The sequence below is a fragment of the Streptomyces sp. NBC_00536 genome, from assembly GCF_036346295.1.
Taxonomy (GTDB): Bacteria; Actinomycetota; Actinomycetes; order Streptomycetales; family Streptomycetaceae; genus Streptomyces.
In genome coordinates, this window is record NZ_CP107819.1 from 4,194,370 (window position 1) to 4,209,207 (window position 14,838).

The 14,838-nt window shown below is 69.7% G+C and carries 13 protein-coding genes; 8 read left to right on the forward strand and 5 right to left on the reverse strand.

Annotated elements, in window-relative coordinates; all coding sequences use genetic code 11:
* The first annotated feature begins 148 nt into the window (after positions 1-148).
* Both OHS33_RS18330 and OHS33_RS18335 read left to right on the forward strand, forming a co-directional pair.
* Positions 149-2,674: a transglycosylase domain-containing protein gene (locus OHS33_RS18330; protein ID WP_330331504.1), complete on the forward strand. Its 2,526-nt coding sequence runs from the start codon at positions 149-151 to the stop codon at positions 2,672-2,674.
* 87 nt (positions 2,675-2,761) lie between these two features.
* Positions 2,762-4,219 carry a glycosyltransferase family 87 protein gene (locus OHS33_RS18335; RefSeq protein WP_330331505.1) on the forward strand — a complete coding sequence of 486 codons (1,458 nt, stop codon included), beginning with the start codon at positions 2,762-2,764 and terminating at the stop codon, positions 4,217-4,219.
* Between the two features lie 25 nt (positions 4,220-4,244).
* Here OHS33_RS18335 and OHS33_RS18340 read toward each other — a convergent pair whose 3' ends face one another.
* The 3 genes from OHS33_RS18340 to OHS33_RS18350 form a co-directional block, all read right to left on the reverse strand.
* A complete protein-coding gene (locus OHS33_RS18340) occupies positions 4,245-5,276 on the reverse strand; it encodes an alanine racemase (protein ID WP_330331506.1) in 1,032 nt (343 codons plus the stop codon).
* Between the two features lie 58 nt (positions 5,277-5,334).
* Positions 5,335-6,453, reverse strand: coding sequence for a lipid II:glycine glycyltransferase FemX (locus tag OHS33_RS18345; RefSeq protein ID WP_330331507.1), 1,119 nt, complete (start codon positions 6,451-6,453; stop codon positions 5,335-5,337).
* Positions 6,454-6,582: 129 nt separating this feature from the next.
* The gene (locus OHS33_RS18350) at positions 6,583-6,885 is read right to left on the reverse strand and encodes a hypothetical protein (RefSeq protein ID WP_330331508.1); all 303 of its coding nucleotides are present in this window, start codon (positions 6,883-6,885) and stop codon (positions 6,583-6,585) included.
* Between the two features lie 257 nt (positions 6,886-7,142).
* Here OHS33_RS18350 and rpsF point away from each other — a divergent pair, with 257 nt between their 5' ends.
* From rpsF to rplI, 4 genes are all read left to right on the forward strand, one after another.
* Positions 7,143-7,433 (forward strand): 30S ribosomal protein S6, encoded by a 291-nt coding sequence (gene rpsF / locus OHS33_RS18355; protein WP_004950685.1) that lies wholly within the window; start codon positions 7,143-7,145, stop codon positions 7,431-7,433.
* 73 nt (positions 7,434-7,506) lie between these two features.
* On the forward strand, positions 7,507-8,109 hold the full coding sequence (locus OHS33_RS18360; protein ID WP_330331509.1) for a single-stranded DNA-binding protein: 603 nt from the start codon (positions 7,507-7,509) through the stop codon (positions 8,107-8,109).
* Between the two features lie 42 nt (positions 8,110-8,151).
* Entirely contained in the window at positions 8,152-8,388 is a 237-nt protein-coding gene (gene rpsR, locus OHS33_RS18365; protein WP_003956534.1) for a 30S ribosomal protein S18, read from the forward strand.
* 18 nt (positions 8,389-8,406) lie between these two features.
* Complete coding sequence (gene rplI, locus OHS33_RS18370) at positions 8,407-8,853, forward strand: 50S ribosomal protein L9 (RefSeq protein ID WP_330331510.1); 447 nt, start codon at positions 8,407-8,409, stop codon at positions 8,851-8,853.
* Positions 8,854-8,968: 115 nt separating this feature from the next.
* Here rplI and OHS33_RS18375 read toward each other — a convergent pair whose 3' ends face one another.
* A complete protein-coding gene (locus OHS33_RS18375) occupies positions 8,969-10,306 on the reverse strand; it encodes an MATE family efflux transporter (RefSeq protein WP_330331511.1) in 1,338 nt (445 codons plus the stop codon).
* A 452-nt stretch (positions 10,307-10,758) separates the two neighbouring features.
* Here OHS33_RS18375 and dnaB point away from each other — a divergent pair, with 452 nt between their 5' ends.
* Both dnaB and OHS33_RS18385 read left to right on the forward strand, forming a co-directional pair.
* Positions 10,759-12,222: a replicative DNA helicase gene (dnaB, locus tag OHS33_RS18380; protein ID WP_330335090.1), complete on the forward strand. Its 1,464-nt coding sequence runs from the start codon at positions 10,759-10,761 to the stop codon at positions 12,220-12,222.
* 9 nt (positions 12,223-12,231) lie between these two features.
* The gene (locus tag OHS33_RS18385; RefSeq protein WP_330331512.1) at positions 12,232-13,650 is read left to right on the forward strand and encodes a serine hydrolase domain-containing protein; all 1,419 of its coding nucleotides are present in this window, start codon (positions 12,232-12,234) and stop codon (positions 13,648-13,650) included.
* On the opposite strand, the gene OHS33_RS18390 is transcribed toward OHS33_RS18385, so the two are convergent.
* On the reverse strand, positions 13,651-14,826 hold the full coding sequence (locus OHS33_RS18390) for a winged helix DNA-binding domain-containing protein (protein ID WP_330331513.1): 1,176 nt from the start codon (positions 14,824-14,826) through the stop codon (positions 13,651-13,653).
* Between the last annotated feature and the right edge of the window lie 12 nt (positions 14,827-14,838).

The window sequence follows — 14,838 nt, forward strand, 5'->3', positions numbered from 1 at the left end:
CATCATCAATTCGTGGGAGGCAAGTTGCCTGATTTGGGGTGAACTTCGGCACTGGTTGGGTTTTGAGCGTGCGTAGTCTGTGCGCCGGGGGAACCGGAATACGCCTGCCGCTTCCAGGCCACTCGCCTGCCCGAGGAGTAGTCGTTCGATGAGCGAGCACCGCCGCAAACCGCCGCAGCAGCAAGGCGGTGGACGCGCTGCGGCCCGCCGGGCCCAGCAGCGACCCGGCCGGGGCGTCACGCCCGGGCGGGACGCCCCCACCGCATCACCCGGTGGCCCGTACGCGGGACAGCCGGACCCCGACAGCCGTGCCGGAGCCCGCAGGGGCACCCGTGGCACCGGCGGGGGCCGCGGCGGCAAGGGCCCGGGCCGCAAGGACAAGCGGCTCATCAACTACCCGAGGTCCGACAGACAGGGCTGGAAGCGCTTCCTGCCCTCCTGGAAGCTCGTCGGGGGCACGGCCCTGGGCTTCTTCGCCATCATCACGGCCGGGTCGGGCATCGGCATCGCGATGGTGGGCACCCCCGACGCGAACAAGGCCGCCGAGGCCCAGAACAACGTCTTCTACTGGGCCGACGGCACCCAGATGGTCGCGACCGGCGGTTCGACCAACCGGCAGATCGTGCCCATCGACAAGATCCCGCGGTCGATGCAGAACGCCGTGATCTCGGCGGAGAACGAGTCCTTCGAGACCGACAAGGGCGTCGACCCCATGGGCATCGCCCGCGCCGTGGTCAACATGGCCAAGGGCGGTTCGACCCAGGGCGGCTCCACCATCACCCAGCAGTACGTGAAGAACACCTTCCTGGACTCCGACCAGACGCTCAAGCGGAAGGTCACGGAGCTGTTCATCTCGATAAAACTGGGTGTCACCGCGGAGAAGGACACGATCCTCGCGGGCTATCTGAACACGGCGTACTACGGCCGGGACGCCTACGGCATCCAGGCCGCCTCCCGGGCGTACTTCAACAAGGACTGCGACAAGCTGACCCCCTCCGAGGGCGCGTTCCTCGCCTCCGTGCTCAAGGGCCCCAACCTCTACAACCCGGACGGCGGCATCGGATCCGCGGCCACCCCCGAGGCCAACACCAAGCGCGCCATGAGCCGCTGGGCCTGGGTGCTGGACCGCGAGGTCGCCGTGGGCCGGATGGACCAGGCCGAGCGGGACAAGTACCGCGAGTTCCCCAAGCTGGTCGACTCCGCGCAGGCGCGTTCGCTCGGCGGCCAGACCGGCTACCTGGTCGAAACGGCCAAGCAGTACGTGATGAAGGCCAAGGGCCTCACCGCCGAACAGATGGCTCTCGGCGGCTACCAGATCACCACCACCTTCCAGAAGCCCAAGGTGGACGCGCTGGTCAAGGCCGTCGAGGACACCCGCAACGGGTTCCTGGACGAGAAGGCGCGGCCCGACTACGACACGTTCGTACAGTTCGGCGCGGCCTCCGTGGACGTGAAGACCGGCGCGCTGGTGGCCCTCTACGGCGGGCCCGGCTGGGACCAGAAGCACTTCACCAACAACGCCAACACCATCGGCGTCCCGGTCGGCTCCACCTGGAAGCCGTTCGTGCTGGCCGCGGCGCTGGAGTACGGCACCCAGAACTCGCACGGCGAGGGCCTTTCCGTCGAGAGCAAGTACAACGGCAACGACCTCGCGGTGATCAACAACCGTGACGGCAAGCCGCTGCGCTCCGCCGACGGGAAGCCCTTCCAGCAGAAGAACGAGAGCCCCACCCAGTACGGCTACGTGACCCTCAACGAGGCGATGGAGAAGTCCATCAACACGCCGTTCGCGCAGCTCGTCTTCGACGTCGGCCACGACAAGGTGCGCAGCGTGGCCGAGGCCTCCGGCATCCTCAAGGAGTCGATGGACCCGACCGACAACGCGTCGTTCGCCCTCGGCACCTCGACCCCGTCGGCCATTCGCATGGCCGATGCCTACGGGACCTTCGCCGACTCCGGCACCCACCACGAGCCCTTCTCGGTCACCAAGGTGCTCAAGGACGGCAAGGAACTGTCCGGCTTCGAGGCGCCCAAGGCCCAGCGGGCCATGGACAACTCCATCGCCGACAACATCACCAAGGTGCTGCGCAACGTCGTGGAGAACGGCACCGGCACCAAGGCCAAGAAGCTGGGCCGCCCCGCCGCGGGCAAGACCGGCACCACCGACCAGAACAAGTCGGCCTGGTTCGTCGGCTACACCCCGCAGCTGTCGACCGCCGTGACCCTGTTCCGCAACGACCCGAATTCGGCGGACAAGAAGCTCATGTCCATGAACCGGGTGGGCGGCGTCGACTCCATCCACGGTGGTGACATCCCCGCGGTGATCTGGACCGAGTACATGAAGGCCGCGCTCAAGGGCTCCCCGGAGAAGGACTTCCCGGAGGCCGAGGACATCGGAGTGAAGGCGGACGCCGCGGGCGCTCCCACGCCCACGCCCACTCCGCCGCCCTCGCCCTCGCCGTCCGTGTCACCGTCTTCGGAGATCTCGCCGTCGCCGACGGTCTCCCCGTCCCCGAGCCGGGGCGGCAAGCCCAGCTGCAACCCGTGGAAGCTGTACTGCGACCCGGATCCGAGCGGCACGCCCACCGGAATGCCCAGCCCGACCAAGAGCAAGCCGGGCCGGCCGGGCAGCAGCTTCTGGGGACCCGCGGGCGCCGATCCCGCCGGCGGCTGATCCGCCCCGTTCCATCCTCCGGGGGCCGTCGCATTCCGATGCGGCGGCCCCCGGCACGTACACAGCCCCGTACGGCAGGATGAGCGCATGACGAAGGTGCACGAGGACCGCCCCGTACTGCCCACCCAGCAGGACGAGGTCGCGGCGGCCGGCAGTGAGCTGATCGGCGGGCCGATGGGCAGGTACGCACGGCTCGGCGGCCATTGGCTGAACCCGGTGCGCGTCATCGTCCTGGTCGCGATCGGCATGTTCGCGCTCGGCATGGTGCAGAAGCTGCCCTGCTACGACTGGGCGTGGTTCCGCGGCGCGGGCTCGCAGTACACCCACGCCTGCTACTCGGACATCCCGCACCTGTACGTCGTGCGCGGCTTCGCCGACGGTCTGACGCCGTACTTCGACCGGCTCACCGGCGACATGCAGTACCTGGAGTACCCCGTGCTCACCGGGCTCTTCATGCAGGTCGCGTCGTGGCTCACGCCCACGGGCGGCTCCATGCAGCACCGCGAGCAGATGTACTGGATGGTCAACGCGGGCATGCTGATGGCCTGCGCCGCGGTCATCGCCGTCTGTGTCGCCCGTACGCACCGCCGCCGCCCCTGGGACGCCCTGCTCTTCGCCCTCGCGCCCGCCTTCGCACTGACCGCCACGATCAACTGGGACCTGCTGGCCATCGCGCTGACCGCCGCCGGGATGCTCATGTGGTCCCGCGGCCGGGCCCTGGCCTTCGGCATCCTGATCGGCCTGGCCACCGCCGCCAAGCTCTATCCCGTGCTGCTGCTGGGCCCGTTGTTCGTCCTGTGCTGGCGGGCCGGCAAGTGGCGTGCCTTCGGGCTGGCGACCCTCGGCGCGGTCGCGTCCTGGCTCGTGGTGAACCTGCCCGTCATGCTCTACGCGTGGGACGGCTGGTCGAAGTTCTACACCTTCAGCCAGGAGCGGCCGATCGACTTCGGGTCGGTGTGGCTGCTGATCTCCCAGCGCTCCGGCAACCCGCTCGAAGGCGCGAACACCTATGCGACGGGCCTGACCCTGCTGCTCTGCGGAGCCATCGGGCTGCTCGGTCTCACCGCTCCCCGCCGCCCCCGGTACGCCCAGCTGGTGTTCCTGGTCGTCGCCGCCTTCATCCTGGCCAACAAGGTCTATTCGCCGCAGTACGTGCTGTGGCTCATCCCGCTGGCCGCCCTCGCCCGGCCGCGCTGGCGCGACATGCTGATCTGGCAGGCCTGTGAGGTCATGTACTTCCTTGGGATCTGGTCCTACCTCGCCTACACGACCAGCGGCGACAAGCACCAGGGACTGCCCGTCGAGGGCTACCAGCTGGCCATCGCCGCGCACCTGCTCGGCACCCTCTACCTCTGCGCCGTGATCGTCCGGGACGTCCTGCTGCCCGACCGGGACGTCGTACGCCAGGACGGCTCGGACGACCCCTCCGGCGGTGTCCTGGACGGGGCCGAGGACCGGTTCACGCTCTCTCACGCCACGAGGGCGCCGCAGGATGCGACGCCCTCGGAGGGACAGCGGGTCGAGTGGGGCGCCACCCGGGACTGAGCCCGGCCGGCGCCCGCACCGGGACTCAGGCGTCGAGCGCCCGGTCGAACTGGGTCGTGGTGTGCCGCAGGTGGGCCACCAGTTCGTCGCCCACGTGCGGCTCGGTCGCGTCGGACGGCACGAACAGGATCGACACCTGCATGTGCGGGGGCTCCGCGAACCAGCGCTGCTTGCCCGCCCACACGAACGGCGACAGGTTCCGGTTCACGGTGGCCAGTCCCGCCCGGGCGACCCCCTTGGCGCGCGGCATCACACCGTGCAGGGCCTTGGGGGCCTCCAGGCCCACCCCGTGGGAGGTGCCGCCCGCCACGACGACCAGCCAGCCGTCCGAGGCGGCCTTCTGCTGGCGGTAGCCGAAGCGGTCGCCCTTGGAGACCCGCGTGACGTCCAGTACGGCGCCCCGGTACTGGGTCGCCTCGTGATCGCCCAGCCACAGCCGGGTGCCGATGCGCGCCCGGAAGCGGGTCTGCGGGAACTGCTGGCGCAGCCGCGTCAGCTCCTCGGCCCGCAGGTGGCTGACGAACATGGTGTGCAGCGGCAGCCTGGCCGCCCGCAGCCGGTCCATCCAGGCGATGACCTCCTCGACGGCGTCGGAGCCGTCGGGGCGGTCCAGCGGCAGGTGCAGGGCGAAGCCCTCCAGCCGCACGTCCTCGATCGCCGAGTGCAGCTGCCCCAGGTCGTGTTCGGAGATCCCGTGGCGGCGCATCGAACTCATGCACTCGATGACGACGCGGGCGCCGACCAGGCCGCGCACCCCGTCCACCGAGGACACCGAGCGGATGACCCGGTCGGGCAGCGGAACCGGCTCCTCGCCCCGCCGGAACGGGGTCAGGACCAGGAGGTCCCCGCCGAACAGATCCTTTATGGCGGCGGCCTCGTACGTCGTTCCCACGGCCAGGATGTCGGCGCCCATGCGGGTCGCCTCCTCGCACAGCCGCTCGTGGCCGAAGCCGTAGCCGTTGCCCTTGCAGACCGGGATCAGCCCGGGGAACTGATCCTGGATCTGCTTCTGGTGCGCACGCCAGCGCGCGGTGTCGACGTAGAGCGTGAGCGCCATGCCCGTCCGGAACCTCTCTAGAAAAGAACTGCTCGGTGCAGCGGGGGTGGGGTGGGGATCAGCGGCGGGACATGTAGATGTCGAGCGCCTTGTGCAGCATCTTGTTGAGCGGGAAGTCCCACTCGCCGACGTACTCGACGGCCTCGCCGCCCGTGCCGACCTTGAACTGGATCAGGCCGAACAGGTGGTCGTTCTCGTCCAGGGTGTCGCTGATGCCGCGCAGGTCGTACACGCTCGCGCCGAGCGCGTACGCGTCGCGCAGCATGCGCCACTGCATCGCGTTCGACGGCCGGACCTCGCGCTTGTGGTTGGCGGAGGCGCCGTACGAGTACCAGACGTGCTGGCCGACGGTGAGCATCGTGGCGGCGGCCAGCGGCTCTCCCTCGTGCGTGGCGATGTACAGCCGCATCCGGTTCGGGTCCTCGGAGTTGAGGGCCGTCCACTGACGCTGGAAGTAGCTGAGCGGGCGCGGGCGGAACTTGTCGCGCACGGCGGTGATCTCGTAGAGGTGCTGCCAGGTGGGCAGGTCCTCGTAACCGCCCTGGACCACCTCGACGCCGGCCTTCTCGGCCTTCTTGATGTTGCGGCGCCACAGCTGGTTGAAGCCCTTGAGGACGTCGTCCAGGGAGCGTTCGGCGAGCGGCACCTGGAAGACGTAGCGCGGCTGGACGTCACCGAAACCGGCGCCGCCGTCCTCGGCCTGCTGCCAGCCCATGCGGCGCAGCTTGTCGGACACCTCGAAGGCGCGGGGCTCGATGACCGAGGCCTCCACGTCCCGCAGGCGCTTGACGTCAGGGTCCTGGATGCCGGCCTTGATGGCCGTCGAGTTCCAGCGGCGGATGACGACGGGCGGGCCCATCTTCACGGTGAACGCGCCCTGCTGCTTGAGGTGGGCCAGCATCGGCTGGAGCCATTCCTCCAGATTCGGGGCGTACCAGTTGATGACGGGGCCCTCGGGAAGGTACGCGAGGTACCTCTTGACCTTGGGCAGCTGCCGGTACAACACCAGGGCTGCACCGACGAGTTCACCGGTGTTGTCGAACCAACCGAGGTTCTCCGAACGCCACTCGTTCTTCACGTCGGCCCACGCCGGAACCTGGCAGTGGCTCGCCGAGGGCAGGCTCTGGAGGTATGCCAGATGCTGCTCTCGGCTGATGGTCCTCAGGGACAGGCTCATGCGGGGCGTCTCCTAGGCGGCTTCGCTGGCTATGGCGCGAAGCCTACTGCGACAAGGGCGCCACCCATCTGGGGGACGGACCCGGTCCGGGCCGGAGGCCGGCCGGCGCCCTGTCGCGGAGGTGCCCGGCTACCCGAAGAGCCCGCCGTGTGCCATGGCGAGATAGAACCCGACCGCGGCCGCTCCCAGGCCGACGATCAGTGCGAAGCGCTCGCGTGTCGTGGCCGAGATGAACTGTCCGTAGGCGCCGGTGAGGATGCCGATCAGGCCGGTCCACGAGCTGAGCAGGTGCAGATTGTGGAAGAACGCCGTGACGAACGCCACGATGCCGAGGATCAGAGTGATCGCCACAAGGGTGTCTTGCAGCGGGTGGGGCTTGCCGTCGGTGGAGAACAGCGAGATGGACGACTGGGGCCGCATTGCCTGTGCCATCGGAAGGCACCTCCTGGCTGACGCAGAGCGGTGCAGCGGCGCTGCCGTCCGGAGAGGCCGGGGGGCATAGCACCGAGCACACCCGATGAGTACAGAGTGTGGCCTCCTTGTGCCGGATTTCAACCGGAAGGAGGTGAGCAGGTACTCTGTACGGTCTGCACCTGTGTCCGTTCGCTCGGACGCGGTGCCGATACGCATCACGACCCTCCTGCCACGGAACGACCGTGGCCGCTGAGTCCAAAGGAGGTGGGTTCCACATGCGTCACTACGAAGTGATGGTCATCCTCGACCCCGATCTCGAGGAGCGCGCTGTCTCCCCGCTGATCGAGAACTTCCTTTCTGTCGTCCGTGAGGGCAACGGAAAGGTCGAGAAGGTCGACACCTGGGGCCGTCGTCGTCTCGCTTACGAGATCAAGAAGAAGCCCGAGGGCATCTACTCGGTCATCGACCTTCAGGCCGAGCCTGCGGTCGTCAAGGAGCTCGACCGACAGATGAACCTGAACGAGTCGGTCCTCCGGACCAAGGTCCTCCGTCCCGAGACCCACTGAACTTCCCAGTTCAGCGGTAATCGGGAATTCGAGTAGCACAAGCCAGCTGCAAAACCCGCCGAGAGGTTCATCCATGGCAGGCGAGACCGTCATCACGGTCGTCGGCAATCTCGTCGACGACCCCGAGCTGCGCTTCACCCCCTCGGGTGCGGCGGTCGCGAAGTTCCGTGTCGCGTCCACTCCCCGCACCTTCGACCGCCAGACCAATGAGTGGAAGGACGGCGAAAGCCTGTTCCTGACCTGCTCGGTGTGGCGGCAGGCGGCCGAGAACGTCGCAGAGTCCCTTCAGCGGGGCATGCGTGTCGTCGTTCAGGGCCGACTGCGCCAGCGGTCCTACGAGGACCGTGAGGGTGTCAAGCGCACGGTCTACGAGCTGGACGTCGAGGAAGTCGGCCCCAGCCTGAAGAACGCCACGGCCAAGGTCACCAAGACCACGGGTCGCGGCGGCCAGGGTGGCTACGGCGGCGGTGGCGGCGGCCAGCAGGGCGGCGGCGGTGGCAACTGGGGCGGAGCCCCCAGTGCGAGCCCGCAGGGCGGCGGAGCACCCTCCGACGACCCGTGGGCGTCCAGCGCACCGGCCGGCGGCGGTCAGCCGCAGCAGGGCGGCGGCGGGGGCGGCTGGGGCGGAAGCTCCGGCGGCTCCGGCGGCGGCTACTCGGACGAGCCGCCCTTCTAAGGGCAGCTCTACCCCACTTCTTGATCACACAGGAGAGACACAATGGCGAAGCCGCCTGTGCGCAAGCCTAAGAAGAAGGTCTGCGCGTTCTGCAAGGACAAGACCGTGTACGTGGACTACAAGGACACGAACATGCTGCGGAAGTTCATTTCCGACCGCGGCAAGATCCGTGCCCGCCGCGTGACCGGCAACTGCACGCAGCACCAGCGTGACGTCGCCACGGCAGTCAAGAACAGCCGTGAGATGGCACTGCTGCCCTACACGTCCACCGCGCGATAAGGAAAGGGTGACCGAATAATGAAGATCATCCTGACCCACGAGGTCTCTGGCCTCGGAACTGCCGGCGACGTCGTCGACGTCAAGGACGGCTACGCTCGCAACTACCTGGTCCCGCGTGGTTTCGCGATCCGCTGGACCAAGGGTGGCGAGAAGGACGTGGCGCAGATCCGCCGCGCCCGCAAGATCCACGAGATCGCGACCATCGAGCAGGCCAACGAGTTCAAGGCCAAGCTCGAGGGCGTGAAGGTGCGTCTGGCCACCCGTTCGGGTGACAGCGGCCGCCTCTTCGGCTCCGTGACCCCGGCCGACATCGCCACGGCGATCGAGGCTTCCGGTGGTCCGAAGGTCGACAAGCGCCGCGTTGAGCTGGCGTCCCCGATCAAGACCCTCGGTTCGTACCAGGTCTCCGTGCGTCTGCACGCCGAGGTCGTCGCGAACCTGGGCATCGAGGTCGTCGCCGCCTAAGTGCCGCGCACGAAGGGCCGTACCCCCCGGGGTACGGCCCTTCGTCGTTTCACGTGAAACACGTGTTTCACGTGAAACAGTCCGTTTCACGTGAAACATCGGCGGCGCACCGCGGTCAGCGTGCGGCGCCCGTGACCAGCCAGCGGCCGGAGCGGGCCCGCAGCTGGAGCGTGACCATCCGGACCAGCATCATCAGCGTCATCGCCCACCAGAGCGTGGTGAGGCCACCGCCGATGCTGGGGACGAGCAGGGCGGCCGGGGTGAAGACGGCCAGCGTCACGACCATCGCTCCGGCGAGGTAGCGGCCGTCGCCCGCGCCCATCAGGACTCCGTCGAGGACGAAGACGATCCCGCAGACCGGCTGGGAGAGGGCCACGACGAGCAGGGCGGGCAGCAGGGCGTCCTTGACCGTGGGGTCACCGGTGAAGAGCGGTACGAAGAGCGGCCGGGCCGCGACGACCAGGATCCCGAGGACCACCCCCGAGGCGATCCCCCACTGCACCATGCGGCGGCACACGGCCTTGGCGCCCTCGCTGTCCCCCGCGCCCAGGTAGCGGCCGATGATGGCCTGCCCGGCGATGGCGATGGCGTCGAGTGCGAAGGCGAGCAGGCTCCACAGCGAGAGCAGGATCTGGTGGGCGGCGATGTCCGCATCGCCCAGCCGGGCCGCGACGGCGGTCGCGATCATCAGCACGGCCCGCAGGGACAGGGTCCGCACCAGCAGGGGTACTCCGGCTTGTGCGCAGGCCCGGATGCCGGCGGCGTCGGGGCGCAGGGAGGCCCGGTGGCGGCGGGCGCCCCGGACGACGACGATCAGGTAGGCGGCGGCCATGGCGCACTGGGCGATGACCGTGCCCCAGGCGGAACCGGCGATGCCGAGGCCCGCCCCGTAGACCAGGGCCACGTTCAGGCCCCCGTTGAGGGCGAAGCCGCCGATGGCGACGTACAGGGGGGTGCGCGTGTCCTGGAGCCCGCGGATCACCCCGGTGGCGGCCAGGACGACGAGCATGGCCGGGATGCCGAGGGCGGAGATGCGCAGGTAGGTGACGGCGTACGGGGTCACGGTGTCGGAGGCGCCGAAGAGCGAGATCAGCCAGGGGGCCGTGGGCAGCACGATCGCGACGACGGCCGCGCCGAGCAGGAGGGCGAGCCAGATGCCGTCCATGCCCTGCCGGATGGCCGCTTGGAGGTCGCCCGCACCGACCCGGCGCGCGACCGCAGCGGTGGTCGCGTAGGCGAGGAAGACGAAGACGCTCACCGCGGTCGTCAAGAGGGCGGCGGCGACCCCGAGGCCGGCGAGCTGAGGGGTGCCGAGGTGCCCCACGATGGCACTGTCGGCCATGACGAAGAGGGGTTCGGCGACGAGGGCGCCGAAGGCGGGGACGGCGAGGGCGAAGATCTCGCGGTCGTGCCGTCTCGGGGCGTCCTTCGGTGTCTCGGTGGCCTGTGTCATGTGCTCAATCTAATCTTCCACAGGTAATGGACGCAAGGGCCATTGGAGTCTTACCGACGCGCTGACTTGGGCGTTCTTCCCACCCCTTTGGAGGCGATCTTGAGACAGTGGCGAAGAATTTTCTCCCCCACAGGCCATGGAAGACGAAAGGCCAGGTCAGCACGGGTAACGGGGTGGGTCAGGTGATTTTGTCCACAGCACCGTCCCCCGGTCCGTACACAGCTTCAGGTGAGTTACCCACAGCATTCGGCTCGTCATCCACATCTCATCCACACAGCCTGTGGATAACAAGATTGGCTGACGTCGTCAGCGGCTCTACCGTGGTGCGTTGCCCGACGCGCCGAGAGCCGATCCGGGTGTCCCAAATGTCAGAGCCGTGTCGTAGAAAGAGTGACACGGCAAGGTCCGCTTTGCGGACGGGAGGAGGCGGCCCGGTGAGCAGTCCCGAGCCCATGGACGACCCTTGGGCCGACAGCGGTCCAGGTGACCGTCTGCCCGCCCGTCCACGCCGTAACAGTGAAGGCCGCGGCCGCGGGGACGAGCAGCACGATCGGGGCCGCGAGGGCGGCTCCTGGGACGGCGGAGGCGGCGGCTTCGAGCGGGTCCCGCCCCAGGACCTGGACGCCGAGCAGTCGGTCCTCGGCGGCATGCTGCTCTCGAAGGACGCGATCGCCGACGTGGTCGAGGTCCTCAAGGGCCATGACTTCTACCGTCCCTCGCACGAGACGATCTACCAGGCCATCCTCGACCTGTACGCGAAGGGGGAGCCCGCCGACCCGATCACGGTCGGCGCGGAGCTGACCCGGCGCGGCGAGATCAGCAAGGTCGGCGGTGCGTCGTACCTGCACACGCTGGTCCAGTCGGTGCCGACGGCGGCGAACGCGGAGTACTACGCGGAGATCGTCCACGAGCGGGCGGTCCTGCGCCGGCTGGTCGCGGCGGGTACGAAGATCACACAGATGGGCTATGCGGCGGACGGCGACGTCGACGAGATCGTCAACAGCGCCCAGGCCGAGATCTACGCCGTCACCGAGCAGCGGACCTCCGAGGACTACCTCCCGCTCGGCGACATCATGGAGGGCGCGCTCGACGAGATCGAGGCCATCGGCTCGCGCAGCGGCCAGATGTCCGGTGTGCCGACCGGCTTCACGGACCTCGACTCGCTGACGAACGGTCTGCACCCGGGCCAGATGATCGTCATCGCGGCCCGTCCCGCCATGGGCAAGTCGACCCTGGCCCTGGACTTCGCCCGCGCCTGCTCCATCAAGGCCAACCTGCCCAGCGTGATCTTCTCCCTCGAAATGGGACGTAACGAGATCGCCATGCGCCTGCTCTCCGCGGAGGCGCGGGTGGCGCTGCACCACATGCGCTCGGGCACCATGACGGACGACGACTGGACCCGGCTGGCCCGCCGGATGCCGGACGTCTCCGCCGCGCCGCTCTACATCGACGACTCCCCCAACCTGTCGATGATGGAGATCCGCGCGAAGTGCCGTCGGCTCAAGCAGCGAAACGATCTGTCTCTCGTCGTCATCGACTACCTGCAGCTGATGCAGTCCGGTGGCTCCCGGCGGCCCGAGAGCCGTCAGCAGGAGGTCTCGGACATGTCCCGAAACCTCAAGCTGCTCGCGAAGGAGCTGGAGGTCCCGGTGATCGCGCTGTCCCAGCTGAACCGTGGTCCCGAACAGCGCACCGACAAGAAGCCGATGGTCTCCGACCTGCGAGAGTCCGGTTCCATCGAGCAGGACGCCGACATGGTGATCCTGCTCCACCGCGAGGACGCCTACGAGAAGGAGTCGCCCCGCGCCGGTGAGGCGGACCTGATCGTGGCCAAGCACCGAAACGGCCCGACGGCGACGATCACGGTCGCTTTCCAGGGCCATTATTCGCGGTTCGTGGACATGGCCAACACCTAGAGTCGGAGCATGAGTTCCGCAGACACAGCAGACACATCAGACGCAGCGGGTACGGCCGAAGACCGGGAGTTGCTCCCCTCGACCAGGCGGGCACTGCTGCACCGGCTCGCCGTGGCGCAACGCGAGGGACGGGCGCCGTCGATCGTGGCCGCCGTGGTCCGCGGCGGCGAGATCGTCTGGGAGGGCACCCGCAGCTGCGTGGACGGGCACGGCCCGGACGGTGACGTGCAGTACCGGGTGGGTTCGATCAGCAAGACCTTCACCGCCGTGCTCGTGCTGAGGCTGCGGGACGAGGGTCTTCTGAGCCTTGAGGACCCGCTGGAGAAGCACCTTCCCGGCACCGGCGCCGGCGAGGTGACCATCGCTCAGCTGCTCGCCCACACGGGCGGACTCGCGGCGGAGACGCCCGGGCCGTGGTGGGAGCGCACCCCGGGCGCGCTGCGTCCCGAGCTGGCGGACGTACTGGGCGAGGAGCCGTTCCGGCACGAGCCCGGGCGGCGGCACCACTACTCCAACCCCGGCTACACCCTGCTGGGTTCGCTCGTGGAGGCGGTCCGCGGGAAGCCGTGGGCCGAGGTGCTCCGGGCCGAGGTGCTGGAGCCGCTGGGGCTGGAGCGGACCAGCGTGCTGCCGCAGGCCCCGCACGCGGGCGGCTGGGCCGTCCACCCCTGGGCCGACGTGATGATGCCGGAGCCGCTGGAGGACCTGGGGCTCATGGCACCGGCCGGTCAGCTCTGGTCCACGACCCGTGACCTGGCCCGCTTCGCGGTCTTCCTCACCCGCGGCGACGAGCGGGTACTGGCCGCGGAGACGGTGCGCGAGATGCGCACGGCGGCCTCGCCGCCCGAACCGGGCGTCGCGGACGGCGGGTACGGGCTGGGCATGCAGCTGATGACCTCCGGCGGGCGGTCCCTGGCCGGGCACACGGGCTCACTGCCGGGGTTCGTCGCGTGCGTGTGGCTGAGCGAGACGGACGACCTCGCCACGGTCGCCCTGGCGAACTGCACCTCAGGCCTCGCGGTCGCCCAGCTGGCCGCCGAACTGCTCGGCATCGTGGCCGAGGCGGAACCGCGGATCCCGGAGCCGTGGAAGCCCTTCCGGGAAGCCGATGAGGTGGCCCTGGAGCTGACCGGCCCCTGGTACTGGGGAACGGCCCCGTTCCTGCTCCGGCTGCACGCGGACGGGACGATGGCGCTCGGACCGGTGGCGGCGACCGGACGGGCCGCCCGGTTCCAGGCCGCCGGGGACGGGAGCTGGACCGGGCTGAGCGGCTACCACGCGGGCGAGACCCTGCGGGTGGTGCGCCGCGAGGACGGTTCGGTGAGCCACTTGGACATCGGCTCGTTCGTGTTCACCCGGGCGCCCTACGATCCGGGCGCCCCGGTCCCCGGGGGCGTCGACCCCCAGGGGTGGCGGGGCGTCGGCTGATCAGGCGACGAGTTCGCGTTCCAGTGGGGTGCGAAAGCGCGGGGTGACGCGTGCGTCGCCCACCCACTGGGCGAGCCGCCCGGCCTCCGCGGCGACCGCTCGCCCGGCGGCGCGGCCCCGGTCGGCCAGCAGCTTCCAGACGATCTCTCCGTCGGCGCGTTGTGCCCACCCGCCCACGATCTCGCCGTTCCACCACACCGTGGGACCGATGTTCCCGGCGTAGTCGAAGAGGGCGGCCCGGTGGGCCGGGTCGAGCTGGAAGCCGCGGTCGGCCCAGCCCATGCCGCTGGGGTCGAGGGCGGGCAGCAGGGCCGCCCAGGGCTCGGGCGGGGTCTCGGGTCCCGCGTCCCCGGCCGCGACGAGGGCGGTGGCGCCGCCCTCGAGAGCGACCTCTTCGGTTCCGGTGGCGGCGAGGGCCTTGCGCACGTCGGTCAGGGTCCATCCGGTCCACCACTTGAGGTCGGCCTCGGTGGCCGGTCCGTAGGCGTACAGCCAGCGGCGGGCCAGCTCGGCGCGCGCCTCGGCGGCCGGGACGTGGGTCCAGGGCTCGGTGTGCACCCAGCGGAACTGGCTGGAGGTCCAGGAGCCGCGGGGCCGGTCCCGGCGGATCCGCCCGTCGGCGGCCAGCAGCCGGATCACCCGGGTGGTCACACCGGTCTGCGCCTCGTACTTCTTCCCGCGTCCGACGGTGATCTTCTGGCGCAGGGCGGGCACCGCCGCGGAGAGCTGACTGCCGGTCGAGGGCCCGTTGGCATCCAGGGCGTCGAGGGCCGAGGCCTCCGCCCGGCCGAGCCACTCGGCGTCCAGCCCCTGACCGTCCTCCGCGAGGTGCTTGAGCAGGCTGCGCCGCTCCTTGAGGGCGATCGCCCGCGCGGTGGAGGAATCGACGTAGGGGGCGAACTCCCTGGAGACGGCGAAGAGGGTGTTGCGCATGCTGAGCAGCCGGACGAGGCTCACGTCCTCGTAGAGGGCCCGCTCGATGGCCTCGGGCGCGCCGTCGACGAGGCGGGCGCGGGCCGAGAGGAAGACGGTCGCGGCGTCCGTGGCGTGCAGGGCCACCACGGCGTCCGCCGCCCGGGGCACCGTGGCGGCGCGGGCGGAGGGTGCGAGGCAGTGCCGACGGCCGAGCCGGTGACGGCGGTCGGCGGTGGTGACGAGAGGGAGGCTGCGGCTCATCCTCGGGATGGT

What these genes read in the sequence shown, in the direction of transcription:
- OHS33_RS18330 (WP_330331504.1), top strand. Translation starts at nt 149, where the DNA reads ATGAGCGAGCACCGCCGCAAACCGCCGCAGCAGCAAGGCGGTGGACGC.
- OHS33_RS18335 (WP_330331505.1), top strand. Translation starts at nt 2,762, where the DNA reads ATGACGAAGGTGCACGAGGACCGCCCCGTACTGCCCACCCAGCAGGAC.
- OHS33_RS18340 (WP_330331506.1), bottom strand. Translation starts at nt 5,276, where the DNA reads ATGGCGCTCACGCTCTACGTCGACACCGCGCGCTGGCGTGCGCACCAG.
- OHS33_RS18345 (WP_330331507.1), bottom strand. Translation starts at nt 6,453, where the DNA reads ATGAGCCTGTCCCTGAGGACCATCAGCCGAGAGCAGCATCTGGCATAC.
- OHS33_RS18350 (WP_330331508.1), bottom strand. Translation starts at nt 6,885, where the DNA reads ATGGCACAGGCAATGCGGCCCCAGTCGTCCATCTCGCTGTTCTCCACC.
- rpsF (WP_004950685.1), top strand. Translation starts at nt 7,143, where the DNA reads ATGCGTCACTACGAAGTGATGGTCATCCTCGACCCCGATCTCGAGGAG.
- OHS33_RS18360 (WP_330331509.1), top strand. Translation starts at nt 7,507, where the DNA reads ATGGCAGGCGAGACCGTCATCACGGTCGTCGGCAATCTCGTCGACGAC.
- rpsR (WP_003956534.1), top strand. Translation starts at nt 8,152, where the DNA reads ATGGCGAAGCCGCCTGTGCGCAAGCCTAAGAAGAAGGTCTGCGCGTTC.
- rplI (WP_330331510.1), top strand. Translation starts at nt 8,407, where the DNA reads ATGAAGATCATCCTGACCCACGAGGTCTCTGGCCTCGGAACTGCCGGC.
- OHS33_RS18375 (WP_330331511.1), bottom strand. Translation starts at nt 10,306, where the DNA reads ATGACACAGGCCACCGAGACACCGAAGGACGCCCCGAGACGGCACGAC.
- dnaB (WP_330335090.1), top strand. Translation starts at nt 10,759, where the DNA reads ATGGACGACCCTTGGGCCGACAGCGGTCCAGGTGACCGTCTGCCCGCC.
- OHS33_RS18385 (WP_330331512.1), top strand. Translation starts at nt 12,232, where the DNA reads ATGAGTTCCGCAGACACAGCAGACACATCAGACGCAGCGGGTACGGCC.
- OHS33_RS18390 (WP_330331513.1), bottom strand. Translation starts at nt 14,826, where the DNA reads ATGAGCCGCAGCCTCCCTCTCGTCACCACCGCCGACCGCCGTCACCGG.